This window comes from Streptomyces sp. NPDC001532 (genome assembly GCF_040298625.1).
Classification (GTDB): domain Bacteria; phylum Actinomycetota; class Actinomycetes; order Streptomycetales; family Streptomycetaceae; genus Streptomyces.
Window position 1 is genome coordinate 190,161 of sequence record NZ_JBEPAL010000008.1, and the last position, 23,760, is coordinate 213,920.

The following is a 23,760-nucleotide window of genomic DNA, read 5'->3' on the forward strand; positions in this document are numbered from 1 at the left end:
TTTCCGGCGATGTGGACAGTCATCTTCCTGTCACCCGCAACGCCCGCGATGCCACGAAGGAGACCGCGTGCCCGACCTCTCCTCCAAGAACCCCGACTGGTGGCGCCAGGCCGTCATCTACCAGGTCTATCCCCGCAGCTTCGCCGACGCCGACGGGGACGGGCTCGGCGACCTCAAGGGCGTCACCCAGCGCCTCACCCACCTGGCCGGACTCGGCGTGGACGCCCTGTGGCTCAGCCCCTTCTACCCGTCCGAACTGGCCGACGGCGGCTACGACGTCGCCGACTACCGGGACGTCGACCCGCGCCTCGGCAGCCTCGACGACTTCGACGCGATGGCCGCCGAGGCCCACCGGCTCGGCCTGAAGGTCATCGTCGACCTCGTCCCCAACCACAGCTCCCACCAGCACGTCTGGTTCCAGGAGGCGTTGCGCGCCGGACCCGGCTCCGCCGCCCGCGACCGGTACGTCTTCCGCGACGGCCGCGGCCCCGGCGGCGAACTCCCGCCCACCGACTGGCAGTCCGTCTTCGGCGGCAGCGCCTGGCAGCGGGTGCCCGACGGCCAGTGGTACCTGCACCTGTTCGCCCCCGAACAGCCCGACCTCAACTGGGAGAACGAGGAGGTCCGCGCCGACTTCCGCACCACCCTGAAGTTCTGGTCCGACCGCGGCGTCGACGGCTTCCGCGTCGATGTCGCGCACGCCCTCGCCAAGGACCTGAGCGAGCCGCTGCGCGACCTCGGCGCACCCGAACTGAGCGACGAGGAGTACCTGACCGAGTTCGCGCCCGGCACCCACCCCTTCTTCGACCGCGACGAGGTCCACGAGATCTACCGCGACTGGCGGAAGATCCTCGACGCCTACTCCCCGCCCCGCATGGCCGTCGCCGAGGCCTGGGTGCCCGGCACCCGCCGCGCGCTGTACGCCCGCCCGGACGAGCTGGGCCAGGCCTTCAACTTCGAGTATCTGAAGACGCCCTGGGACGCCGGTGAGCTGCGCCGCGTCATCACCGAGTCGCTGGCCACCGCCCACGCCGCCGGGGCCTCCGCCACCTGGGTGCTGTCCAACCACGACGTCGTACGGCACGCCTGCCGGCTGATGCTGCCGCCCGGCACCGACCTGGACGCCTGGCTGCTGTCCGGCGGCCACGCACCGGCCGTCGACCTCGCCGCCGGACTGCGCCGGGCCCGCGCCGCGACCCTGCTGATGCTGGCGCTGCCCGGGTCGTCGTACCTCTACCAGGGCGAGGAACTGGGCCTGCCCGAGGTCGCCGACCTGCCCACCGCCGTGCTCCAGGACCCCATCTGGGAGCAGACCGGCCATGTCCGCAAGGGCCGCGACGGCTGCCGGGTGCCGCTGCCGTGGACGACGACCGGGCCGTCGTACGGCTTCGGCGCGGGCGGCGCCTGGCTGCCGCAGCCGGAGACGTTCGCCGAGTACGCCGTCGAGGCGCAGGACGGGGTCGAGGGCTCGACGCTGGAGCTGTACCGCTCGGCGCTGAAGCTGCGCCGCAAGCTGCTGGACGGGGAGACGCTGACCTGGCTGGAGGACGTCCCCGAAGGCGTGCTCGCGTTCGCCCGCTCGGACGGCTGGCGGTGCGTGGCCAACCTCTCCGGCCGGCCGGTGCCCCTGCCGCCGGGTGAGCCGCTGCTGAGCAGCGCGCCGTTGCGGGAGCGGGGGGTGCTGGCGGCGGACACCACCGTCTGGCTCGACTAGGTCAGATCCGCACGGCCCGGGCCACCACGGCCTTCACCTCGCCGGTCAGGTCGCGGTGGCTGCGGGCGGTGGCGGTGCCGGTGCCGTCGGCGGGGACGTCGCGGACGGTGAGCAGGACCGTGTCGAGCACGTTGCCGTCCTGGTCGGTGAAGTCGACCTGCACGGCGAACGACTTGGTCGAGTCCGCGGTGTTGCGCGCGGTGAGCGGCACGGTGGTCCGCCCGTCACCGGCGGTGTCGGGCCGGCCGAGCGTGACATCGCCGCGCACGTCGAGGCCACCGGTGATGTCGTCCAGCCGGCGTCCCGCCTCGGCGGTCGCCGACGCCACCACGTCACCGGCGCGTGAGGCGGCGGACTCGACGGCGGAGGCCGCGGCGCTGGCCGAGTCGGCGGGGCTGTCGGGGCTGTCGTCGGAGCAGCCGCTGAGCGCGAGCGCGGCGACGGCCGTCGTCACCGTCAGCGCGGCCCAGGTCCTGGAGTGCCCGGTCATGCTGCCTCCCACCCTGCGGGTCCTGCCTCCAGTGAAGGCTTGTTCGAGCCGACCCGCATGCCGGGTCACCCGAACGGAGGGTTCCGCCTGGTGGGGGCGGTCGGCCCGGCGGATCGTCGAGAGGCATCACCGCCCGGACGGAACCGACGGAGACAGAGGTACGGCCATGACCCAGCAGCCGCATTCCACCGAGCAGCCGGTGTGGGACCCCTCCCACCAGGGCACCGGCCCGACGCCCGGCCGCGGCCCCCGGCCCGCGGAGGACGGCTGGGCGTCCGGCGGCACCGTCTTCGCCGGCGTCCTGCTGCTCGTGCACGGCATCCTCGCGATCCTCCAGGGCATCGCCGCGATCGCCGAGGACGACGTGTACGCCCGGCTCGGCGACTACGTGTACGAGGTCAGCCTCACCGGCTGGGGCTGGATCCTGCTCGTCCTCGGCGTGGTCTGCGCGGTCACCGGCGCCGGCATCCTCAAGGGCGCCGCCTGGGCCCGCGCCACCGGCATCGTGCTGGCCTCGCTCAGCCTGATCGCCCAGTTCCTCTTCCTGCCGTACGCCCCGCTCTGGTCCCTGATCATGGTCGGCATCGACTTCTTCGTGATCTGGGCGCTGGCGGTGTACCGGCCGCGGGGGCAGCGCGCCTGAGCGTCCGCCGGGGGCGCGGTCGGCTTGTGCGGTCATCGCATGGCCCCGATCGGGGGACCCCGGCTCATCCGATGCGGGCGATGCGGCACCGCGGGCGCACCGCCCGGGCCGGGGCCGCGTTCCACCGGACATGGCACGCCACGGGCACTCCCGCCCCCACCCCCACGGCCCCCGCGCTCACCCCCGCAGCACGGTGTCGCCGCCGACCGCGTCCGCGGCGCTGGTCCGGCCGCCGCCGGCGCATCCGCACATCGGGCACCGGCCCCGCGCGTCGGCCAGCGCCGACAGCGTGCCGAGGGCCTGCTGGAGGGCGAGTTCGACGGCAGCGGGCACGAACAGCGCCCCGGTGCCGTCGGGCGGCACCAGCCAGCGCAGCCGTCCGGCGGCCCGGTGCGGCGCGGGTACGGCGATCCAGGAGCCGCTGCCGGCGTACCGGATGTCGGGGCCGATCCACCGGCCGTGCGGATCCGGCGGCAGGAAGAAGCCGACCCGGCGGGCCCCGGTGTCGGCGAGCGCGGGGCCGGGCGGCTGCGGGACGCAGAGCAGCGCGTCCAGGGCGAGGACGCCCAGGTCCTCCGGGACGGTCAGCACATCCCAGAACCGTCCGCAGGCCAGCATGGCTGTCCCGCTCTCGCCGGTCCACTGCCGCTTGCAGGCCCGTGGGTCCGCCGCCGCGGCGGAGAGCCATTCCTCGGCCCGTCTCTGGGCGCCTCGCATGGTGCACCTCCGGGTTCCGGAACAGGGGTGCTCATGCTGGTAGATCTTCCGAAGTGGCGGAAGGGGTGGCGAACCATGGCGAAAGGGTGCGTACGGTTCTCGCGCCCCTTACGCCGCCTCGCGCGCCCCTTCCGCCGGCCGGACCCCCTCGACTCCCTGGTCGAGACGGCCCGCCGCCTGGACTACGGGGCGGCGCACCGCCCCGGCCGACCCCCGGCGCCCCGGCCCGGCCGACTCCCGGCGCCCCGGCCCGGCCGGCCCCCGGCGCCCCGACGCTGACGCCTGTGCGCCGGGCATCCGGTCGGCGTCCGGCGGGCGTCCGGTCACCGTCCGGCGAGCATCCGGCGAGCATCCGGCCGGCGTCCGGTGCGCCGGGACACCCGGCGGCGGCTCACGGCGGGGCGGTCACCGCCGCCCGCGCCGTGAGCCCGGCCCCGTGCCGCCCCGCCCCTCCGGTTCCCTCCCGCGCCGCCGACACGATCAGCTCCCGCAGCCGCTCCACGTACCGCCGCAGGCTCTTGTGCGCGCTGTCGGTGTCCGGGTAGCGGCAGGCGAACTGAAGGCCCTCGTGCAGCCGGGTGACCCACAGGCACACCTGGTCGCCGTAGGAGACCCGGATCAGCCCGTACGCCTTCAGCTCCTGCCAGCGCTCGGAGCCGGCGGTGCCGCGGGTGTCGACGTACGACACGATCGAGTAGAGGTCGGGCGAGGTGGGCCGGAAGTCGGCGCCCAGCAGGTGCAGCACGCGCGCCAGCGGCATCCGGGCCAGCTGCCGGTTGTGCCGCAGGGCGGTGCGGGCCAGCTCCAGCGCGCGGTCGAAGTCGGGCGCCTGCGCCACCGGGATCTCCACCGGCGCGCCGCCCACGTACCAGCCGACCGACTCGGCCCAGCGGGAGGTCGCGCGGGTGTGGAACGGCACCACCGTGCGGTACACGTCCAGCCCGGTCATCTCGTGGGTGGCGAGCGCGGTGGCCGCCAGCACACCGACCAGACTGCCGCCGTAGGGACGGCAGTAGGCCTCGAAGGCCGCCGCGTCCGTGTCGTCGACCAGCATCTCGTGCAGGAACTTCTGCTCGGGCAGCGGGCCCTCGGGGTCGAGGCCGAGGTCGACGGGGAAGTTCGGCAGCCGGCCGTCGCAGCGGGCGATGAACTCCCGCCAGCGCGCGACGATCTCGTGGGAGTCGTCGATCCGGTCGGCGTCGTCGCGTTCCGCCGCGCAGAAGTCGATGTAGCTGGCGGCCGGGGCCTCGTCGGCCGGGCGGCCGGCGAGGGCCGCGGCGTACAGCTCGTGCACCTCGGCGGCGATGCGGTGGATGGAGTACGCGTCGACGTTGCTGTGGTCGAACGCCATGTACAGGCTCGCCCCGTCGTCCCGGACGACCGCCGCGAACAGGAAGTTCGGCCAGGTCAGCGCGTCCGCCGCGACATCGAAACGATCCCGCAGATACCGGGTGAGCACCGCCGCGTCGGCGAAGTGCCCGATGTCCTCGCGGTGCAGGGCGACCGCCTCGGCGTCCAGCGTGAACCGCCGCATCTCCTCCCCGCACCAGCGGAAGCCGCTGCGCAGCGTCTCGTGCCGCAGCGTCCAGCCGCGCAGCGCCTCCTGGAGCGCGTCCAGGTCGACCGGCCCCGGCACGTCGAACGCCGTGCCGAGCCAGGTCGGCACGAACAGCCCGTCCCGGCGTATCGACCGGGAGGTGCGCAGATGGGACTCCTGCACATAGGCGGGCGGACGGGAGTCGTCCGGCAGGGCTCCGGCCGCCGCGACGGCCGCCGGATGCAGCGCCCACTCCACCAGCCGTCCGGGTCGGATCTCGCAGCGCTGGAGGTCGGTCATGCGCACGGGGGCCTCCGTTCTTCGGCGCGATCAGCGCAGACAATGCGTGAAGAGACCAACGACCGGCGGTTCACATGGCAACGGACGGTACGGACGGAGCGGTCGGTACAGGACATATGTGCGATATAACCGGGCCATGATCTATCACGTCGTACCGAGCGCCGACTGGAACGCCGAGCCCGAGCGCCCCTACGCGCCCGCCTCCCTGGCCGAGGAGGGCTTCGTGCACTGCGCGCCCGACGAGGAGGTCGCCCTGGCCGTCGTCAACGCCTTCTACCGCACCGCGCCCCGGCCCCTGCTGGCCCTGCACATCGACGAGGCGCGCCTCACCGCCCGCTGCGTCCACGAGGCCGCCGCACCCGCACCCCCGCCCGGTGTCCCCGAAGGCACCCTGTTCCCCCATGTGTTCGGACCCCTGGACCGGGACGCGGTGGTCCGGGTCCAGCGCGTCACCTGGGACGAGGAGGACCGGGCGGCCGGGCTGGCGGACCTCGACTGAACCCGGTCAGCCCGCGGGCGGCAGCAGCACCGACTCCGGCAGGCCCAGCCGCTCGCGCAGCGCGTCCCGCCCCGCGTCCGTGACCGTGACCACCCGGGTCGTGCCCCGCGCCGCCACCCAGCCGTGGTCCAGCGCGTGCCGGAAGAGCGCCGCGCCCACGGCGCCCGCCAGATGCTCGCGCCGCTCGGTCCAGTCGAGGCAGGTGCGGACATGCGCGCGGTACGACACGGGACCGGCGGGCCCGCCGACGCCGAGGCCGCGCAGCCACCGCCGCCCCTCAGCGGTCAGGGACGGGCCGTAGTCCCAGGCGAGCAGGGCCCGTTCGGTCATCGCGTCCGTGATGGCGACGGCCACCGTGCCCGCGAGATGGTCGTAGCAGGTGCGGGCGTGGGCCAGGGCGCGCCGGCGGTGCGCGTCGCGCAGCGAGCGGACCCGGGCCGGCCGCAGCGGGGCGTGCGAGGCGAGACTCTCGATCATCTCGGCGGTGTCCGGCCCGGCCAGCCGCACGTACCGGTGCCGTCCGCGCCGCTCCTCCGTCAGCAGCCCGCCCGCGACGAGCCGGTGCAGATGCTCCGTCGCGGTGGACGCGGCGACCCCGGTGTGCCGGGCCAGCTCGGTCGCGGTCCACGCCCGCCCGTCCAGCAGGGCCAGGCACATCGCGGCCCTGGTGGCGTCGGCGAGCAGCCCGGCGAGGGACGCCAGGTCGGGGCTGTCGATGACGCCGTCGGGCGGCGTGGTCTCGGTCATGTCCGCCATGGTGGGGACCGTACGCTTCGGCCGTCGCCGAAGCGTCGGGCGCCTAGCGTTCCGGCCATGAGCACCTCGCACGGAACGGGGGCCGGCCGCCACGTCCGGATATCCCCGAGCATCCTCTACTTCGGCACCCCGGTCGCCCTGCTGACCACCGTCAACCCCGACGGCAGCCCCAATCTCGCCCCGGTCTCCTCCGTGTGGGCGCTGGGCCACACCGTGGTCCTCGGCATCGGCGGGGAGAGCCGTACGGCGGAGAACCTCGCCGCGCGTCCGGAGCTGGTGATCAGCCTGCCGTCGCCCGGCATGTGGCGCTCGGTGGAGGCCCTCGCCCCGCTCACCGGCGCCGACCCGGTTCCGCCGGGGAAGCGGGCCGTGTACCGCCACGAGCCCGACAAGTTCGCCGCCGCCGGGCTCACCCCGCAGCCCGCTCGGACGGTCCGGCCGCCGCGCGTCGCCGAGTGCCCCCTCCAACTGGAGGCCACCGTCCGCGCGAACCACCCCGGCGGTCCCGACGGCCACTTCCGCGTCGTGGAGTGCGCGGTGACCCGGGTCCACGCCGACCCGGCGATCGTCGTCCCCGGCACCGACCACGTGGACCCCGCGGCCTGGAGCCCCCTGGTCTACAACTTCCGCCACTACCACGGCCTGACCCCGGAACTCGGACACGGCTTCCGCTCGGAGACGGCGGGCGCGGACGCGGGCACGGCGGCCCCGGCGGCCCACCGGTGACGGAAAGAGGCGCGGGGGCGCCGGTGACCCCCCGCCTCCCGCCCCGCAGTATGGACGCGTGACGCAGACACCCACCCGCCCGTCCAGGACCTTCGCGCACCGGCGTGCCGCCACGGCGATCGGCGTCGTCGGCCTGCTGGCCTCGGCCTGGCTGCTGCTGTTCCCGATGCGCGGCGCGCTCGACGACGCGCGTGCCTTCCGCGCGGCGGAGGCGTGCGCGCCGGGCGAGCGGGGCGACGACTGCCTGCGTACGGCCGCCGCGCGGATCGAGGGGATCGACGAGGTGTCGGGCCGCCGGTCGGCCTCGTACTGGCTGTACCTCGACGAGGCGGACGGGACGCACAGCCGCACCCGGCTGCCGGGCGTGCCGGGGGAGAACCCCGCCGCGCGTGCCGGGCAGCGCGTCGACGTCACCTACTGGCGGGACCAGATCCGGTACGTCGGCTTCCCGGACGGACGCCGGTTCACGACCGCCGACCCGCGCGACGACTGGCGGCCGTACTGCGCCTGGGGACTCGGCCTCGGCCTCTACACCGCGGGCACCGCGGCGACCGTGGCCTGGTGGAGCCGGCGGGCGCGGACCGCCCGCCGGGCCTACTCCTGGCAGCTGGGCGCGCCCCTGGTCGGCGTGTGCGTGCTCACCGCGGTCGGGGCGCTCGCGCCCGGCGGCACCGACCGTCCCGCCGCGGCCTTCCGGGCCGTCGGCGTGGCCCTGCCGGTGGTCGCGGCGGGCTCCTGGGCGGGCGTGCTCCTCGCCCGGCGGCGGGAGCGCGGCGACGACACCGTCGCCGTGACGGCGTCCGTGCCCACCACCGACCGGGTCTTCCCCGGGGCGCTCGTCGGTGAGGTGCCGTACGCCCGCGGCGGCGGATTCCTGGTCGCCGGCCCCTCCGGGCTGGCGGAGACCCCCGACCCGTCCGGCGTCTCCTACCGCCGCCCGGCGCCCGCCACCCTCACCCCCGTCAGGGTCCGCCCGCCCTACCGGACGGACCCCGAGTTCCCGTACTACGGCGGCCGGGCCCTCGTCCTGGAGTGCCGGGACGAGGGGGTACCGGTGCTGGTGGTGACCCACCACAAGCAGATGCGCTGGGTCCTGGGCGCCTTGCGGCAGCCGGGCGGCGGTCTCAGGGGCTGAGCAGGGACCGGACGGCGGTTCCGGTGTGGTCGATGACATTGCCGTTGGAGCAGTTGTTCGTGTGGTCGGAGACCCAGTCGCCGAGGACGGGCACGACGGCGACCTCCATGAGGCAGACGGCGGCGGCGGTGAAGTTCCAGTTGTCGGCGGCGTTCACGCCGCCGCCGAAGTTGCTGTCGTTGTCGGCGAAGGCGGGGGACGAGGTGGCCAGGGCCGCGGTGGCGGCCAGCAGGCCGCACGTGATGATCTTTCGCATGCCCTGGGAAACGCCCCGCCGCCCTCGTCGTCACGCGGGTGGCGTCCGTTCGGCCGTCACAGGGTGACCTGCTTGCCGCCGAACGTCACCACCAGCCGGCCGTCCGAGGCGTAGGACCAGCCCAGGGCGCCGGTGTAGGAGGCGCAGCGGGAGCCGTTGGTGCCGGACCAGAACTGGTTGGTGGCGTCGGCGTTGCCGATGATGCGGTCGTTCGTGCCGCTGGAGCTGCGGCAGGAGGTGTTGCCCCGGAACACCGACGTGCCGGCGTCGAAGTTGAAGTTGCGCTGGGCGTTGTCGACGCTCACGTTGTCGGAGACGGTCATCGAGCCCGGGTTGCTGTTGTACGTGAAGCCGTGCTTGCCGTTGTCGTAGGCGATGGACCGGCGGACCACGTGGTTGACGGCGATGTCCTCACCGCCCAGCTTGTAGCCGTTGCGGTCGCCGGCGCCGGCCTGGGAGCCGTCGCTGAGGGTGCCGTTCTCGTAGGCGAGGGAGTCCTCGATGGTGACGGCGCCGATGGGGCCGGTGTCGGGCTTGGTGTAGAGGTCCCAGCCGTCGTCGATGTTGTTGTGGGCGACGGCGTACCGGAAGACGTTGCCGGGCCCGGAGGTCAGCTTCGCGGCGAAGCCGTCCGCGTCCTCGCCGTCGGAGTCGGCGTTGTCGTGGGACTCGGCGCTGAGGATGAGGTTGTTGGACGGCCACTGGGAGGCGGGGGTCGTGGAGGCCATCCGGGAGAGCTGAAGGCCCGTGTCCCGGTTGTACCGGGTCACCGTGCGCTCGATGACGTTGTTGCTGCCGCCGACGAAGATGCCGTTGTCGCCGGCGCGTTCCACGGTCAGGCCCTGGACGTGCCAGTACGAGCCGTTGAGGGCGAGGCCGCGGTTGGCCGGGTCCTCCGCCTGCGCGGAGAAGTTCAGGACCGGCTTCTCGCCGGGGTACGCCGTCAGCTTGGTGCGGGCGCTCGCGGTGCCGTTGTTGGTCGGCGGGATGGTGACGGTCTGCGCGTACGCGTAGGTGCCGCCGCGGACGTAGATGGTGCCGCCGGGGGTGATCCGGCTGATCGCCGAGGTGAGCGTGGTCGGGGCGGTCTGGGTGCCGGCCGCGCCGTCGGTGCCGTTCGGGGCGACGTACAGGGTGGTGCCGGTCGGCGGCGGGGTGGTGTCGCCGCTGGTCTCGACCTCGATGTAGTCGATGTTGGGCAGACCGCCGGAGGTGGTGGGGCTGAGGCGGACGGTGTTGCCGCCCGCGGCCAGGCTCACGGTGAGCGTCTTCGTCGTCCAGCCGTCCCAGGTGCCGGTGGACTCGAAGGTCTGCGAGGTCGCCGCGGCGCCGTTCACGGTGAGGGTGGCGGCGCGCGCGGAGGTGGTGCCGTTGGCGAAGCGGATCCGCAGGGCGGCCGTACCGGCGGCGGGGGCGTTCACGGTGAACTGGGCGTACGCGCCAGTGGCGTTGGTGCCGTTGCAGAAGCCGCTGCCGGAGTATCCCGCCCAGTCGGATTCGACGGTGCCGGTGCACACCGCCGGCGAGGTCTCCGCCTCGTAGCGGACGGTCGCGGCCTGGGCTGTGGTGCCGGAGAGTGCGACGAGCGCGCCGGCCAGCAGGCCGGCGGACGCGAGGACGGGGAGGACGGGTCGGACGACTGCTCTCGGGTGCATCGGGGCGTCTCCAGGGGTTGTACGGCAACCTGCGGCGGAGCGTTCGAGTGCGTGAACCGGTCGTGCGTGCGGGTGCCGCCGCGGCGCCGGGAACTGGCTGTCGACGGGACGGTAAGCGCTTGCTGTGAACGCGTCAAGACGCGCGTACATGATCGGTGTTCAGAAACATGAACCTGCCAGGCCGACGGCGTACCACGCGCCGAAGACGTCGTACGGCGTCAGCCGCCGACCGGGAGCCAGCCCCGCTGCACCGCGCGGACACCCGCCTCGAAGCGGCTGCGGGCGTCCAGACGGTCCATCAGCTCGGACGCGATCCGCCGGGCCGTGCGGTGCGAGACACCGAGCCGCTTGGCGATCGCCTCGTCGGTGTGCCCCTCCGCGAGCAGCCGCAGCGCGGTCGTCTGCTGGGCCGTGAGCCCGTGCGGATCGACCGGGACCACCTCGCCGAGCGGCTGGGCGGACTCCCAGGTGGTCTCGAACAGGGCGTACAGCAGCGTGAGCGTGCCCTGGCCGGTGAGCAGGACCGCGCCCGCCGCCGTGTCGTCGCTGCTCACCGAGATCATGGCCACCCGCCGGTCCATCAGGATCATGCGGGTCGGCAGGGACGGCACCGTGCGCACCTGACCGCCGAGCCCGGCCAGCCAGGTGGCGTGCTCGACCGTCGGGCGGTGGCTGCGCACACTGTCGAGGTAGAGGGTGCGCATCCGCACCCCGCGGACCAGCAGATCCTGGTTGAGCGGCCGGAACGCGGCCATGTTCTCCGCGGTCTGCGGCCCGCCCGGCGCGAAGGCCAGGAACTCCTCCGTGACCTCCCGGGTGAGCACCGCCAGCCGGTCACGGATCTTCACCGGAGCGTTCGCCAGGGCCAGGCTGGTGTTGTTGGTCTGGACGTCCACCCGGTACAGGTCACCGGCGGTCGAGGTGACCAGGATCGTGTTGAAGTTGAGGGTCGCCATCGCCTTCGGCTCGAAGCCGAGGTCGGGGCCGACGAGGGTCTTCACACGGTCGCCGGTGTTCGGCGCGATCTGGGTGTAGGTCAGCCGGCCGTCGGCCAGCGTGCCGTAGACCGACACATCGCCGGTGCACTGCGCGGCGGCGTGGGCGACCTCACCGGTCACGGCGACCAGACCGAGGGTCATCGCGCCCACGGCGAGGGCGGCGGAGGTACGGCGGACGGCGTTGCTCAGCTTCATGGACTGCTCCTGCGGCATGGAAGGCGAGCGGGCGAAAGGCACGTCCTCGACCTGGACAGCTGCCCTGCAGGTGCAGCTGTGAGGCCGTGCGGCGGATGTGTCGCCCGGTGGTGAGAACTACTCTCGCCGCAGGTCAGGGGCGTGAGAAGAGAGATCGGATGGACGCAACCGTCCCAGGCCCATTGCGTCCTGACCCGGTGTCGGCCGCCGCTCCGGCGCCCCGCCGTACTCCCGGGGGGCAGACCTCAGGCGGAGCCGTCCGCGGCGGCCGTCCTCCCCGGGGCCGACCCGCCGGCGCCTCCGTACTGCGGATTCAGTAGCGCGGATTGTCGGCAGGCGCACGACGACAGGACAGGGCCCTGCCGGAGAGCCTGGACGGAGAGTCGGCATCTGCGAGTCGGCATCCGAGAGTCGGCGTCTGATGGGGAGACCTCCTGCCGTGGCTGAATTCCTGTACCGAACGGGCCGTCTGGCCTTCCGGCGACGCTGGTACGTCGCCCTGATGTGGGCGGCGGTCCTGGCCGCCGTCGGACTGGGCGCCCTGAAGGCCCCGGGCGCCGCCGACGAGGAGTTCTCCATGCCGGGCATCGAGTCCCAGCAGGCGTTCGACCTGATGGAGGAGCGCTTCCCCGGAGCCACCGCCGACAGCGCGACCGCCCGGGTCGTCTTCGTCGCGCCGGACGGCGAGAAGGTGACCGCCGCCGGGCACCGCGAGGCCGTCGAACGGGCCGTGACCGAACTGGCCGACGGCAGCCAGGTCGCGGGCGCCGTCGACCCGTACCGGGCGAAGGCGGTCAGCCGGGACGGCAGGACGGCCTACACCACCGTCACCTACCGGGTCGGCGCGAGCGACCTCACCGACACGAGCCGCGAACACCTGGAGCGCGCCCTGGAGGACGCCCGCGACTCCGGGCTGAGGGTCGAGGCCGGCGGCACCGCGCTGGCCGCCGAGACCGGACCGGGCGGCGCGGCCGAGCTGATCGGCGTCTCGGTGGCCGCCGTCGTCCTGCTCATCACCTTCGGCTCGCTGGCCGCCGCCGGACTGCCGCTGCTCACCGCGGTGATCGGCGTCGGCGTCAGCATGGCCACCATCCTCGCGCTGTCCGACGCGCTCGGCCTGTCCACCACGACCGGCACCCTGGCGATGATGCTGGGCCTCGCCGTCGGCATCGACTACGCCCTGTTCGTCGTCTCCCGCTATCGCGAGGAACGCGCCGAGGGCCGCACCCCGCAGGAGGCGACCGGCCTCGCCGTCGGCACCGCCGGGTCCGCGGTCGTCTTCGCCGGGCTCACCGTCGTCATCGCGCTCGCCGGGCTCGCGGTGGTCGGCATCCCGATGCTCACCAAGATGGGCCTGGCCGCCGCGGGCGCGGTCGTCGTCGGCGTCCTCATCGCGCTCACCCTGGTCCCGGCGTTCCTCGGCTTCTGGCCCGACGCCGTGCTGTCCCGCCGGGCCCGCCGCGCCGGCGCACGGCCCGGCGCCGACAACGGCGGCACCCGCTGGGCGCGGTTCGTGCTGCGCCGCCCGCTGCCCGTGCTGCTGCTCGGCGTGGTCGGCCTCGGCGCGCTCGCGGTGCCCGTGACCGGCCTCCAGCTGGGCATGCCCGGCGACGAGGCCAAGTCCACCGCCACCACCGAACGCCGCGCCTACGACGCGCTCGCCGACGGCTTCGGACCGGGCTTCAACGGCCCGCTGACGATCGTCGTGGACGCCCGCGGCGACGCCGACCCGCGGGCCGCGGCCACCGGCATAGCCGAGCGGATGGCGGCCACCGACGGTGTCGTCTCCGTCTCCCCGCCGCGCTTCAACGAGGCGGGCGACACCGCGGTCTTCTCCGCCGTGCCCGCCACCGCGCCGACCGACGAGCGGACCAAGCGGCTCGTTCAGACCATCCGCGAGGAGCGGCCGGCCGCCGAGGCGGAGACCGGGGCGACCTACGAGGTCACCGGCACCACCGCCATGAACATCGACATCGCCGACAAGGTGCAGGCCGCGCTGGTGCCGTATCTGATCGTGGTGGTCGGCCTGGCGGTCGTGCTGCTGATGGTGGTCTTCCGCTCGCTGCTGGTCCCGCTCAAGGCCGCGCTCGGCTTCCTGCTGTCGGTGCTGGCCTCCCTCGGCGCGGTCGTCGTGGTCTTCCAGCAGGGCCACGGCGCGGAGCTGCTGGGCGTGGAGCAGACCGGCCCGATCATGAGCCTGATGCCGATCTTCCTGGTCGGCATCGTCTTCGGGCTCGCCATGGACTACGAGGTCTTCCTCGTCTCGCGGATGCGGGAGGCGTACGTCCACGGCGAGACACCCGGCGCGGCGGTCGTCTCCGGGTTCCGGCACAGCGCCCGGGTGGTGGTGGCCGCCGCACTGATCATGATCGCGGTGTTCGCCGGGTTCGTCGGCGAGAGCGACTCCATGATCAAGATGATCGGTTTCGGGCTGGCCACCGCCGTCCTCTTCGACGCCTTCGTCGTCCGGATGGCGATCGTGCCCGCCGTCCTCGCCCTGCTCGGCGACAAGGCCTGGTGGCTGCCCGCCCGGCTGGAGCGCATCCTGCCCCGCGTCGACGTCGAGGGCGAGGCGCTGCGGCGGCCCGCGACCCCCGGCGCCACCCCCGAGACCGCCGCCGACCCGGAGCCCGCGCGCACCTGAACCCACCCCGCCCCTCCCCAGGGACCGCCCGTGAGCAACGACACGGGCGGTCCCCTCGGCCGTCCGCCCGCCACCACGGCGACGATGGACGCAGCCCACCCACCGGAGAAACCCGAGATGAGCAGCAGCCTGGAGCGCTACACCGACCGCTTCGAGCAGTACGCCGACCGCCACCCCGTCGCCGTCGACGTGGCGCTGGTCGCGGCGCTCATGGGCTGCGCGCTGCTCGGCAGCTGGCTCAGCCTGCCCGGCGCCGACCCGCCCGACCACGAGAAACCCGCCGCCGCCCTGATGGGCCTGTCCTGCCTCGCCCTGCTCAAGTACCGGGGCCATCCGCGCACCGCCGTCGTCGTCACCGCCGGGTGCACCATGACCGCGATCGCGCTGGGCTACCTGCTCACCCCGCTGCTGCTGGCGCCCCTCATGGCCGCGCTCTACTGGCTGGCCACCCTCTCCGACCACAAGACCACCCGCGTGTGGGGCGTCTCGGTGATGGCCGGACTGATGGTCACCGCCGCGTTCTCCGACACCATGGGCCACTTCTCGGTGCTGCTGCGCACCATCGGCCCGTTCTTCTGGCTGCTGCTGCCGCTCGCCGCGGGCAACATGACACGGCTGCGCCGCGCCTACCTCCAGGCGGTGCAGGCCCGCGCCGAGCACGCCGAACGCACCCGCGAGGAGGAGGCCAGGCTGCGCGTCGCCGAGGAACGCATGCGCATCGCCCGCGAGCTGCACGACGTCGTCGCCCACCACCTCGCCCTCGCCAACGCCCAGGCGGGCACCGCCGCCCACCTCGCCCGCACCGACCCCCAGCAGGCCCGGCGCATCCTCGACGACCTCGCCGGCACCACCTCCTCGGCGCTGCGCGAACTCAAGGCCACCGTCGGTCTGCTGCGCGAACCGGACGACCCGGACGCGGGCTCCCTCGAACCGGCCCCCGGCCTCGCCCGGCTGCCCGAGCTGGTCTCCGCCCACCAGTCCGCCGGACTGCGCGTCGCCGTCACCACCGAGGGCGTCCCCCGGCCCCTGTCACCGGGCGTCGACCTGACCGCCTTCCGGATCGTGCAGGAAGCCCTGACCAATGTCAGCAAACACGCCTCCGCGCGGGCCGCCCACATCCGCCTCGCCTACTCCGCCACCCGCCTGACGATCAGCGTCACCGACGACGGCACCCCGGCCGCCGCCGCCCCGACCCGCGCCACGACCCGCGCCCCGGGCCACGGCTTCGGCCTGACCGGCATGCGCGAACGCGCCCACTCGGTGGGCGGCGACCTGTCCGCCGCACCCCACCCGGAGGGCGGCTTCGAGGTGCGGACGGCCCTGCCCCTGCACCCGCCGGTGCCCGCGCCGCGACCGGACGAAGCGAACGAAGGAGAAGGCACGCCATGACGATCCGAGTGCTCCTCGCCGACGACCAGGCGCTGCTGCGCGCCACCTTCCGCATCCTGATCGACTCCTGCCCCGACATGACGGTGACGGGCGAGGCCTCCGACGGCGCCGAGGCGGTCGACCTGGCCCGCGCCCACCACCCGGACGTCGTCCTCATGGACATCCGGATGCCCGGCACGGACGGCCTCGCCGCCACCTCCGTCCTGTGCGCCGACCCCGCCCTGTCCGCCACCCGCGTCCTCATCCTCACCACCTTCGAGACCGAGGACTACGTCGCCCAGGCCCTGCGCGCGGGCGCCAGCGGCTTCCTCGGCAAGGACGTGACCGCCGACACCCTGCTGGCCGGCATCCGCACGGTGGCCTCCGGAGACGCCCTCCTCTCCCCCGGCGCCACGCGCTCCCTCATCACCCGCTTCCTCACCGCCCCGGCCCCCGGCACCCACCTCGCGCCCCCGGAACGCCTCGGCGAACTCACCGGCCGCGAACGCGAGGTGATGGCCCTGGCCGCCGAGGGCAAGTCCAACACCGAGATCGCCGAGGACCTCTTCCTCAGCCCGCTCACCGTGCGCACCCACATCCACCGCGCCATGACCAAGCTCGGCGCCCGCGACCGGGCCCAGCTGGTCGTCATCGCCTACCAGTCGGGCCTGGTGCAGCCGGCTCCGCCCACGCCCTGACCACGCGGGCCCGGCGCGGGCTGAGCGCGGGTCGGGCGCGGGCCGGGAGCGGGCCGAGCGCGGGCCGGGCGGGGGCCGGGAGCGGGCCGGGTGCGGCTCAGCGTCCGGCGGTGACCGCGTCCGGGCCGACCGGCACATCCCCGCGCAGCGTGATCCGGTGCATCACGCGGTGCTGGTCGCCGTAGTCCCGGTTGGCGTAATGGGCGGTGCTGCGGTTGTCCCACAGGGCCACGTCGCCCGGCTGCCAGCGGTGCCGCACGACGTGCTCGGGCTTGGTCAGATGGGCGTAGAGGATGTCCAGCAGGCCCCGGCTCTCGTGCTCGGAGACGCCGGCGATGTGCGAGGTGAAGCCGGGGTTCACGAACAGCCCCTTGCGGCCGCTCTCCGGGTGCACCCGCACCACCGGGTGCTCGACCGGCGTCAGCTCCGTGAACACCTCGCCCTCCCACAGGTTGCCGCGTCCCTGCCGGCGCTGCGCCAGGTAGTAGCCGAACTCACGGGTGCCGTCGTGGACGGCGGTGAGCGTGTCGACGTACGCCCGCAGCCCCGGCGACAGCGACTCGTAGGCCAGCTGGCTGTCGGCCCAGTTGGTGTCGCCGCCGGTGGGCGGCAGCACCACGGCCCGCAGCACGGAGATCGCGGGCGGCCGCCGTACGAACGTCACGTCCGTGTGCCACACGTCGGCGAAGCCGTTGTCCTGGCTGTCCAGGGAGTACACCTCGGGCGCCACGTCACCGGAGTCGTGCACCGGATGCCCGACGGTGACCTCGCCGAGCCGCCTGCCGAACTCGATCTGCGCGGCGTCGTCGAGGCCGTCCTGGCCGCGGACGAAGAGCACCTTGTGGCGTACGAGCGCCTCCCGCAGCGCGCGCACCTGGCCGTCGTCGAGCCGGCCCAGGTCGATGCCGCGGATCTCGGCGCCGAAGTGCGGGCCGAGCGGGGTCAGGGGGAGCCCGGCCGCCACGGCGGGCCGCTCGCTGAGAACGCTCATCAGGGATGTCCTTCCTTGGAGAAATGAGGGATGAACGACGGGGGGAAAAGTGGGTCAGGCCGCCGCGGTCTTCACGGCGTGCGCGACCCGCGCGCGCAGCTCCGCGTACTCCCGCGACTCGCGCAGCTCCTCCGCGTCGACGTCACCGCGCGGCAGGTCGATCGGCAGGTCCAGGGCCACCGTGCCGGGCCCCTTGGACAGCACCACGATGCGGGAGCCGAGGAACACCGCCTCGTCCGCGGAGTGGGTCACGAACACCGTGGTCCGCCCGGTCTGCGCGGCCACCTGCCGGACGTCCTCCTGGAGCCGTTCCCGGGTGAGCGCGTCCAGCGCCGCGAACGGCTCGTCGAGCAGCAGCAGGGGCCGCTCGGCGGCCAGCGCCCGCGCGATGGCGACCCGCTGCCGCTGGCCTCCGGATATCTCCCAGGTCCGGCGGTCCTCGGTGCCCGCGAGACCGACCCGCTTCAGCAACCGCGCGCGCCGGGCGGCCCGTTCGCCGCGTTCCACCCCGGCGTACTTCAGCGCCAGGTCGACGTTGCCGCGCACGGTGCGCCACGGGAACAGCCGCGGCGACTGGAAGACCACACCGGCCGTCGCACCGGGCCGGGGCTCGCTCCCGGCCACCCGTACCGACCCGTGCGAGGGCCGCTCGAACCCGGCGATCAGCCGCAGCAGGGTGCTCTTGCCGCAGCCGGAGGCACCCACCAGCACCAGGAACTCCCCGGCCGGGACGCTCAGATCGACGGGCCCGACGGCGGTGACGCCCCCGTACCGGTGTGCCACGCCGTCGAGCCGGACCGCGCTCTCACTTGAGGACATCGGGCAGCCCCTTCAGGTAGAAGGCCTTGCGGACGACGTCCTCGGCCGGTGCGGCGTCGATCTGCTTCTGGGCGGCCAGGAACCGGCCGGTGTCGGTGACGTAGGCCAGCAGCTCGCCGGGCCGGCCGTCGGTGCCGAGCCAGTCGGCGGAGGTGACCTCCTCCGGGGTGAGGAAGACGCCCTGCGACAGCTGCGCCTCGGCGTCCGCCTCGCTGATGCCCAGCTCGGCCGCCACCGCCTCGACCGAGCCGGCCCGGTCCGACTTGAGCAGCCGCAGCGCCTCCGCCTGGACCTCGCGCCAGGTGTCGATGGCCCCCGGGTCCCTGGAGATCAGCTCGTCCGAGACGACGGCCAGGTCCAGCGTCGGCTTGCCGCCGGCGCCGATCTCCTTGCTGCTGGTGAGCTGGGTGCCGGTCGCGCGCAGTTCGTCGAGGGTCGGCAGCCAGACGTAGGCGGCGTCGATGTCCCCGCGCTGCCAGGCGGCGAGGATCGCCTGCGGCTGGAGGTCGACCAGCTTCACGTCGGACGCCCTCAGCCCGGCCCTGTCCAGGGCCGCCAGCAGGCTGTAGTGCGAGGTGGAGGCGAACGGCGTGGCGATCTTCCGGCCCTTGAGCCCGGCGACCTCCGTCACCCCGGTGTCCTTGCGCGCCACCAGCGCCTCGTTCTCGCCCGCCACGTCGAGGATCCAGGCGACCTTGTACGGGATGGGCGAGGACCCGGACACACCTCGGGCGAACGGGCTGGACCCGAGGGCGGCGATGTCGAGGGAGCCGCCGAGGAAGGCCTGGTTGACGCCGGCGCCGGAGTCGAACTTGATCCAGGTGATGGTGTGGTCCGGCAGCGCCTTCTCCAGCAGCCGCCTGTTCTTCACGATCAGGTCGCCGCTGGGGAAGGCGAAGTAGCCGATGCGCAGCCGCTTCGAGCCGCCGCCGCCCGACGCCGAACTGTCGGAGGAGCAGGCGGTGACGGCCCCGGCGACGGCGGCGAGGGCACCGGCGAGCAGCAGACGGCGGGAGGGGCGGTGAACGGCGGAGGGGGACATGGCGGAACCGTTTCTGTGCGGGAGGGGAGAAGGTGGGCCGGGGTGCGGGCGGTGGCGGGCGATCGGCGTCACTCGCGCCCGCGCCACGGCACGGCGGCCCGTTCGAGCCGGAGCAGCAGCCCGTCGATGACCAGCCCGGAGATGCCGATGGCGATGATTCCGACGAGCACGACCGGGGTGTTGTTGTAGTTGGCGGCGTCCTTGACCATGCCGCCGATGCCGGGCAGCCCGTTGACCAGTTCGGCGGCGACCAGCGAGGAGTAGGCGACACCGACGGCCAGCCGGACGCCGGTGAGCGTCTCGGGCAGCGCGGACGGCACGACGACGTCCCTGACGACGGCCCAGCGCGACGCGCCGAGCGCCCGGGCCGCCTCCACCAGATGCTTCGGCACGGCCGCCACGGCGGTCGTCGCGGACACCGCCACCGGCGGGAAGGCGGCCACCGCGAGCAGCGTCACCTTCGGCTCCTCGTCGATGCCCAGCCAGATGACCAGCAGCGAGAAGTACGCCAGCGGCGGCAGCGTCCGCAGGAAGGTGATCCACGGCTCGAACAGCGACCGCAGCCATCCGACGGTGCCCATCAGCAGCCCGAACAGCACACCGGCGGCGATGCCGATCCCGGCGCCGAGCGCGATGCGCCGCAGGCTGATGCCCAGGTGCTCGACGAGGGTGGTCCCGTTGTAGCCCCGTACGCCGTCGTGCGTGGACGACACGTCGACGAACGCGTCCCATACCTTCGCGGGCGGCGGGACCAGCGTCTCGCTCCAGGTGCCGCCGGCCGCCACGAGCTGCCACAACAGCAGGAACACCAGCAACGAGCCGACGGGCAGGCCTGCTTGGCGTACCCGCGGCCACACGGAGGAGCGCGCGGAGGACGGGTACGGGGTCGGGTGCGGGGTCGGGTGCGGGGTCGGGTGAGGGGACGGGGGTGCCGTGGACACGGCAGGCCTCCAAAGGGCGCCGGGACAGGGGCGACTGAGGTCGGGTCAGCGGGGCTGGACGACCTGGGGGAGAGCACCGGAGGTGCGACAGGGGAGAAGGGGCCGCCGGTCGGCGGCAGGCGTCAGCGGCGGCCGGTCAGAAGGACCGGGGACACGCGAGCGGGACGCGGTTCAGCGACAACACGAAGCCGGGCGCCGGCACAGGTCGATGACCAGGCGTCGCACCAAGGGCTTGTGAGTCATGGGGCCCATTTCTACAGCAGCCGGCGCCGGCCACCAACAGCGGTCCACGTGATGGAACACGGCCATGGCGTCAGGGCGCCGGTGGTCGGGTGGTCGGTCGGGCGGGCGGTCGGCGGTCGGTCGGCGGTCGGTCGGGGCGGCGGCGCACGGGCAGGCGCGTCGAACCGGGACAAAGCGGAACCCGCGCGAGACCCTGCACAAGGCGCTCACCCACCGCGCCCCACCCGCCACCCGCCGCCCGCCCGGAAGGGACCGCCCATGCCCACCCCCGACACCCCGGCCGCCTACCGCTTCGACGACCTCACCGCCCTCTACGTCAACTGCACCCTCAAGCCCTCACCGCAGCTCAGCCACACCCAGGGCCTGATCGACAAGAGCCGCGCCATCATGGACGGGCAGGGGGTGACCACCGGCCTGATCCGGGCCGTCGACCACGACATCGCGCCCGGGGTGTACCCGGACATGACCGAGCACGGCTTCGCCACCGACGCCTGGCCGGGGCTGTACGAGCAGGTGATGGCCGCCGACATCCTGGTGCTGTGCGGGCCGATCTGGCTCGGCGACAACAGCTCGGTGACCAAGCAGGTGATCGAACGCCTCTACGCCTGCTCCAGCGTCCTCAACGCACAGGGCCAGTACGCCTACTACGGCCGCGTCGGCGGCTGTCTGATCACCGGCAACGAGGACGGCGTGAAGCACTGCGCCATGAACGTCCTCTACAGCCTCCAGCACCTCGGCTACACCATCCCGCCCCAGGCCGACGCGGGCTGGATCGGCGCGGCGGGCCCGGGCCCCTCCTACCTCGACCCCGGTTCGGGCGGCCCGGAGAACGACTTCACCAATCGCAACACCGCCTTCATGACCTGGAACCTCCTCCACCTGGCCGCTCTCCTCAAGCGCTCCGGCGGCATCCCGGCCCACGGCAACCAGCGCACCGCGTGGGACGCGGGCTGCCGCCCCGACGCCCACAACCCGGAGCACCGCTGACGGGGCGGCGGCGCGGGACGAGCGCCCGCGGTACACGGCAGGCGGGTGTCAGCCCCGGCCGAGGACCTCGCCGCGGCTGCCGAGGTCCAGGAAGGCCGTCTCGCCGGTGGAGTCGCTGAGGGCGTCGTTGTCGGTGACGGCGTAGACGTGGCCGTCGCCGGCGACGGTGAGGCCCTCCAGCTTCTCCTGGGTCCAGCCGTTCGTGGCGCGAAGGTCGGGCAGCGCGTCGTGGGCGAGGGTCTTCGGCAGGACGGGGAGGGTGCCGGCCGGGGCGGCGGACGCGGGCAGCGGGACCGTGTAGATGCGCTTGACCGCGGCGGACGGCCCGTTCAGCTTGTCGCGTTCGACGACGGCCAGCCGGTTTCCGACCACGGTGATCTCGGAGAGGCCGATCCAGTCGCCGGGCGTGGTGGTGGTGCCGAGCCGGTAGCCGTACCAGCTCCAGGTGCCGGCCCGGACGTCGTAGCGGCCGAGGCGGACGACGCCTGCCGGATCGGTCCTGGCCTGGCGCTGCAGGGCCGCCCACACGATCTCGTGGCCGTCGGCACCGGTGGTGGCGGTGACACCCTCGAAGCCCTGTGCGCCGAGGCTCGCGGCGACGTCCGACGGCAGCGGGACGACCTGCCGGGTGACACCGGACCGGTCCAGCCGCACCAGCTGGTTGCCGGCGCCGGTCCTGCCCTCGACGGCCAGCCAGAAGCCGCCCCGCGGGCGGGCGAAGACGCCCTCGGCGTCGTAGCCGGTCGCCTTGCCGTCGGCGTCCTTGACGGTCAGCGCCCGCTCGATGACAGCCGGGCGGTGCGAGGTGTCGACGGTGAGGACACGGGTGGTGGCGTACGCCGCGTCGGTGACCGAGTACAGCCGGTCGGGGCGGCCCGGTGCCGCCGACAGGGCGCCGAGGGCGCCCCAGCCGATCGGGGTGCCGGTGGAGTCGTCGGAGGAGACGATCGAGGGGAAGGAGGGCGTGCCCCGGCCCAGCCGGAACAGGCTCACCGAGGCGCGTACGCCCGCGTCGGCGTCGTCCTCCTCGCTGGAGACCGCGAGCAGTCCGCGCGACGGGACCGGCAGCACCCCTTCGGGCCCGTTGGTGGTGGGCAGCACCTGCCGGAACACCGGCGCGGTCGGCTCGTCGATGTCGTACACGGCGACGAAGTTGCCGCGCTCCGAGCCGACGAAGGCGTACCGCACCCCGTCGTACGTGGCGATCGCCAGGCCCTCCGGCTCGGTGCCCTTGTTCTCGGAGCGGTCGTCGTCGAGCAGTCCGTGGCGGGCGGCGATGTGCTCGTAGCTGTTGCCGGCGTCCCAGACGACCTCGCCCGTACGGCTGTCGAAGACGGACCAGCCGCGGGTACCGCCCTTCCAGTCGCCCTCGTTGGCGGTCGCCAGGTACCGGTCGTCGATCCAGCCGACGGCGTCCGGCTCACGCGGTACGTCGACGAGGGAGCCGCTCTGGTCGATCACGCCGTCCTCGACGGTGTCGACGCCGTCGACGGAGGCCGAACCGGCGCTGAACGCCTTGGTGATCCGCCCCGAGGCCAGGTCGACGGTGACGACGCCGTTGTTCTCCTGGAGCGTCACGGCGAGCTGACCGCGGCCGTTGACGGTGACGTACTCCGGTTCCGGGTCGGTCGGCTCGGTGATGCCGGCGGCGACGAGCGCGGGCAGCGCGGAACCGTCGGCCTTCGTCAACGGCACCTTCCGCGTCGTCCAGTCGGCGGGCGAGGCACCCTTCAGATCGACGATCCGCACGAACCCGGCGGGCGCCTGCGGCAGATCGCCCTCCGCACCGCCGGCCAAGGTGGCCTCCTCGTCGCGCTCGTTCTCGATGGCGACGGCGGCGTACCGCTTGTCCTTGCTGAGCGCGATCGAGTCGGGCTGGCCGCCCAGTTCATGGCTGGCCACCCGCTCACGGGTCCGCAGCGAGATGACGTCGAGGCGGCCGGAGGGGTTGCTGTGACTCGCGCTGGTGTCGACGACGACCAGCACGTACGGGCCGACGACGGTCACCGACGTCGGCTCGTCATCGGCGTCGCCCAGCCGCTCCAGGGACAGCGTGCCCAGGCCCTCGGGCCGGTCGGGGTCGCTGATGTCGAGGAAGCCGATCCGCTTGGCGACGGCGTCCGTGTGGACCAGGGTGCGGCCGTCCTCGCTGGTCGCCGATATCTCCGCGACCGTCGGGGCGGCCGGGTCCTCGCCGGCCGGACGGTTCTGGAACACCGGATAGGTGGCGGTGCGCTCGAAGGCGACCGGCCGCTGGGGCCGGTGCTCGGCGCCCTTGTCCTGACCCGCGTTCGCCACACCCGCGCTCACCAGGGTGCCCGTGACCACGGCCAGGGCCGTGAGCGCGGCGTGGGTTCTCCTCGGCGGCATCGTTCCTCCGGTGTTCTCCGCTGTCCGCTGTCCGCT

General features: G+C 73.8%; 21 protein-coding genes. 9 read left to right on the top strand and 12 right to left on the bottom strand.

Translation table 11 applies throughout. The annotated features are described in order from the left end of the window. Nucleotides 1-67: 67 nt before the first annotated feature. Entirely contained in the window at nt 68-1,714 is a 1,647-nt protein-coding gene (locus ABT232_RS10865; RefSeq protein ID WP_351838820.1) for a glycoside hydrolase family 13 protein, read from the top strand. A 1-nt stretch (nt 1,715) separates the two neighbouring features. Here ABT232_RS10865 and ABT232_RS10870 read toward each other — a convergent pair whose 3' ends face one another. After that, nucleotides 1,716-2,204, bottom strand: coding sequence for a hypothetical protein (locus tag ABT232_RS10870; protein ID WP_351838822.1), 489 nt, complete (start codon nt 2,202-2,204; stop codon nt 1,716-1,718). 166 nt (nt 2,205-2,370) lie between these two features. Between ABT232_RS10870 and ABT232_RS10875 the strand changes: the two genes are divergently transcribed. Next, nucleotides 2,371-2,847, top strand: a complete 477-nt coding sequence (locus tag ABT232_RS10875) for a DUF7144 family membrane protein (protein WP_351838824.1) — start codon at nt 2,371-2,373, stop codon at nt 2,845-2,847. 177 nt (nt 2,848-3,024) lie between these two features. Here the strand turns inward: ABT232_RS10875 and ABT232_RS10880 are convergent, their stop codons facing one another. Next, the gene (locus tag ABT232_RS10880) at nt 3,025-3,564 is read right to left on the bottom strand and encodes a hypothetical protein (protein ID WP_351838826.1); all 540 of its coding nucleotides are present in this window, start codon (nt 3,562-3,564) and stop codon (nt 3,025-3,027) included. 391 nt (nt 3,565-3,955) lie between these two features. After that, entirely contained in the window at nt 3,956-5,401 is a 1,446-nt protein-coding gene (locus ABT232_RS10885) for a condensation domain-containing protein (protein WP_351838907.1), read from the bottom strand. A gap of 136 nt (nt 5,402-5,537) precedes the next feature. On the opposite strand from ABT232_RS10885, the gene ABT232_RS10890 reads away from it, so the two are divergent. Then, nucleotides 5,538-5,900 (top strand): DUF952 domain-containing protein, encoded by a 363-nt coding sequence (locus tag ABT232_RS10890; protein WP_351838828.1) that lies wholly within the window; start codon nt 5,538-5,540, stop codon nt 5,898-5,900. Between the two features lie 6 nt (nt 5,901-5,906). Here ABT232_RS10890 and ABT232_RS10895 read toward each other — a convergent pair whose 3' ends face one another. Next, on the bottom strand, nt 5,907-6,656 hold the full coding sequence (locus tag ABT232_RS10895; protein WP_351838830.1) for a helix-turn-helix domain-containing protein: 750 nt from the start codon (nt 6,654-6,656) through the stop codon (nt 5,907-5,909). A 57-nt stretch (nt 6,657-6,713) separates the two neighbouring features. Here ABT232_RS10895 and ABT232_RS10900 point away from each other — a divergent pair, with 57 nt between their 5' ends. Beyond that, nucleotides 6,714-7,382, top strand: coding sequence for a flavin reductase family protein (locus tag ABT232_RS10900; RefSeq protein WP_351838832.1), 669 nt, complete (start codon nt 6,714-6,716; stop codon nt 7,380-7,382). Between the two features lie 58 nt (nt 7,383-7,440). Continuing rightward, entirely contained in the window at nt 7,441-8,517 is a 1,077-nt protein-coding gene (locus ABT232_RS10905) for a hypothetical protein (protein WP_351838834.1), read from the top strand. On the opposite strand, the gene ABT232_RS10910 is transcribed toward ABT232_RS10905, so the two are convergent. From ABT232_RS10910 to ABT232_RS10920, 3 genes are all read right to left on the bottom strand, one after another. Continuing rightward, a complete protein-coding gene (locus tag ABT232_RS10910; RefSeq protein ID WP_351838836.1) occupies nt 8,507-8,773 on the bottom strand; it encodes a hypothetical protein in 267 nt (88 codons plus the stop codon). The genes ABT232_RS10905 and ABT232_RS10910 overlap by 11 nt on opposite strands. Before the next feature lie 56 nt (nt 8,774-8,829). After that, nucleotides 8,830-10,428 carry a right-handed parallel beta-helix repeat-containing protein gene (locus ABT232_RS10915; RefSeq protein WP_351838838.1) on the bottom strand — a complete coding sequence of 533 codons (1,599 nt, stop codon included), beginning with the start codon at nt 10,426-10,428 and terminating at the stop codon, nt 8,830-8,832. A 218-nt stretch (nt 10,429-10,646) separates the two neighbouring features. Continuing rightward, nucleotides 10,647-11,621 (bottom strand): helix-turn-helix transcriptional regulator, encoded by a 975-nt coding sequence (locus ABT232_RS10920; protein WP_351838840.1) that lies wholly within the window; start codon nt 11,619-11,621, stop codon nt 10,647-10,649. A gap of 439 nt (nt 11,622-12,060) precedes the next feature. On the opposite strand from ABT232_RS10920, the gene ABT232_RS10925 reads away from it, so the two are divergent. The 3 genes from ABT232_RS10925 (at nt 12,061) to ABT232_RS10935 (ending at nt 16,331) form a co-directional block, all read left to right on the top strand. Then, nucleotides 12,061-14,265: an MMPL family transporter gene (locus ABT232_RS10925; protein ID WP_351838842.1), complete on the top strand. Its 2,205-nt coding sequence runs from the start codon at nt 12,061-12,063 to the stop codon at nt 14,263-14,265. A gap of 117 nt (nt 14,266-14,382) precedes the next feature. Continuing rightward, the gene (locus ABT232_RS10930; RefSeq protein WP_351838909.1) at nt 14,383-15,654 is read left to right on the top strand and encodes a sensor histidine kinase; all 1,272 of its coding nucleotides are present in this window, start codon (nt 14,383-14,385) and stop codon (nt 15,652-15,654) included. Beyond that, a complete protein-coding gene (locus ABT232_RS10935) occupies nt 15,651-16,331 on the top strand; it encodes a response regulator transcription factor (RefSeq protein WP_351838844.1) in 681 nt (226 codons plus the stop codon). The genes ABT232_RS10930 and ABT232_RS10935 overlap by 4 nt, the downstream gene beginning before the upstream one ends. A 97-nt stretch (nt 16,332-16,428) precedes the next feature. Here the strand turns inward: ABT232_RS10935 and ABT232_RS10940 are convergent, their stop codons facing one another. The 4 genes from ABT232_RS10940 to ABT232_RS10955 all read right to left on the bottom strand — a co-directional run bounded on the left by ABT232_RS10940 (nt 16,429) and on the right by ABT232_RS10955 (nt 20,124). Further along, nucleotides 16,429-17,322: a TauD/TfdA dioxygenase family protein gene (locus ABT232_RS10940; protein ID WP_351838845.1), complete on the bottom strand. Its 894-nt coding sequence runs from the start codon at nt 17,320-17,322 to the stop codon at nt 16,429-16,431. A 54-nt stretch (nt 17,323-17,376) separates the two neighbouring features. Then, entirely contained in the window at nt 17,377-18,141 is a 765-nt protein-coding gene (locus ABT232_RS10945) for an ABC transporter ATP-binding protein (protein WP_351838846.1), read from the bottom strand. Next, nucleotides 18,128-19,183, bottom strand: a complete 1,056-nt coding sequence (locus ABT232_RS10950; RefSeq protein WP_351838848.1) for a taurine ABC transporter substrate-binding protein — start codon at nt 19,181-19,183, stop codon at nt 18,128-18,130. The genes ABT232_RS10945 and ABT232_RS10950 overlap by 14 nt, the downstream gene beginning before the upstream one ends. Nucleotides 19,184-19,251: 68 nt before the next feature. After that, nucleotides 19,252-20,124 (bottom strand): ABC transporter permease, encoded by an 873-nt coding sequence (locus tag ABT232_RS10955; RefSeq protein WP_450871982.1) that lies wholly within the window; start codon nt 20,122-20,124, stop codon nt 19,252-19,254. A gap of 501 nt (nt 20,125-20,625) precedes the next feature. On the opposite strand from ABT232_RS10955, the gene ABT232_RS10960 reads away from it, so the two are divergent. After that, on the top strand, nt 20,626-21,354 hold the full coding sequence (locus ABT232_RS10960; RefSeq protein WP_351838850.1) for a flavodoxin family protein: 729 nt from the start codon (nt 20,626-20,628) through the stop codon (nt 21,352-21,354). A gap of 48 nt (nt 21,355-21,402) precedes the next feature. Here ABT232_RS10960 and ABT232_RS10965 read toward each other — a convergent pair whose 3' ends face one another. After that, nucleotides 21,403-23,724, bottom strand: a complete 2,322-nt coding sequence (locus ABT232_RS10965) for an esterase-like activity of phytase family protein (RefSeq protein WP_351838852.1) — start codon at nt 23,722-23,724, stop codon at nt 21,403-21,405. Nucleotides 23,725-23,760 lie beyond the last annotated feature (36 nt).

What these genes read in the sequence shown, in the direction of transcription:
- ABT232_RS10870 (WP_351838822.1), bottom strand. Translation starts at nt 2,204, where the DNA reads ATGACCGGGCACTCCAGGACCTGGGCCGCGCTGACGGTGACGACGGCC.
- ABT232_RS10875 (WP_351838824.1), top strand. Translation starts at nt 2,371, where the DNA reads ATGACCCAGCAGCCGCATTCCACCGAGCAGCCGGTGTGGGACCCCTCC.
- ABT232_RS10880 (WP_351838826.1), bottom strand. Translation starts at nt 3,564, where the DNA reads ATGCGAGGCGCCCAGAGACGGGCCGAGGAATGGCTCTCCGCCGCGGCG.
- ABT232_RS10885 (WP_351838907.1), bottom strand. Translation starts at nt 5,401, where the DNA reads ATGACCGACCTCCAGCGCTGCGAGATCCGACCCGGACGGCTGGTGGAG.
- ABT232_RS10890 (WP_351838828.1), top strand. Translation starts at nt 5,538, where the DNA reads ATGATCTATCACGTCGTACCGAGCGCCGACTGGAACGCCGAGCCCGAG.
- ABT232_RS10895 (WP_351838830.1), bottom strand. Translation starts at nt 6,656, where the DNA reads ATGGCGGACATGACCGAGACCACGCCGCCCGACGGCGTCATCGACAGC.
- ABT232_RS10900 (WP_351838832.1), top strand. Translation starts at nt 6,714, where the DNA reads ATGAGCACCTCGCACGGAACGGGGGCCGGCCGCCACGTCCGGATATCC.
- ABT232_RS10910 (WP_351838836.1), bottom strand. Translation starts at nt 8,773, where the DNA reads ATGCGAAAGATCATCACGTGCGGCCTGCTGGCCGCCACCGCGGCCCTG.
- ABT232_RS10915 (WP_351838838.1), bottom strand. Translation starts at nt 10,428, where the DNA reads ATGCACCCGAGAGCAGTCGTCCGACCCGTCCTCCCCGTCCTCGCGTCC.
- ABT232_RS10920 (WP_351838840.1), bottom strand. Translation starts at nt 11,621, where the DNA reads ATGAAGCTGAGCAACGCCGTCCGCCGTACCTCCGCCGCCCTCGCCGTG.
- ABT232_RS10930 (WP_351838909.1), top strand. Translation starts at nt 14,383, where the DNA reads ATGAGCAGCAGCCTGGAGCGCTACACCGACCGCTTCGAGCAGTACGCC.
- ABT232_RS10935 (WP_351838844.1), top strand. Translation starts at nt 15,651, where the DNA reads ATGACGATCCGAGTGCTCCTCGCCGACGACCAGGCGCTGCTGCGCGCC.
- ABT232_RS10940 (WP_351838845.1), bottom strand. Translation starts at nt 17,322, where the DNA reads ATGAGCGTTCTCAGCGAGCGGCCCGCCGTGGCGGCCGGGCTCCCCCTG.
- ABT232_RS10945 (WP_351838846.1), bottom strand. Translation starts at nt 18,141, where the DNA reads ATGTCCTCAAGTGAGAGCGCGGTCCGGCTCGACGGCGTGGCACACCGG.
- ABT232_RS10950 (WP_351838848.1), bottom strand. Translation starts at nt 19,183, where the DNA reads ATGTCCCCCTCCGCCGTTCACCGCCCCTCCCGCCGTCTGCTGCTCGCC.
- ABT232_RS10960 (WP_351838850.1), top strand. Translation starts at nt 20,626, where the DNA reads ATGCCCACCCCCGACACCCCGGCCGCCTACCGCTTCGACGACCTCACC.
- ABT232_RS10965 (WP_351838852.1), bottom strand. Translation starts at nt 23,724, where the DNA reads ATGCCGCCGAGGAGAACCCACGCCGCGCTCACGGCCCTGGCCGTGGTC.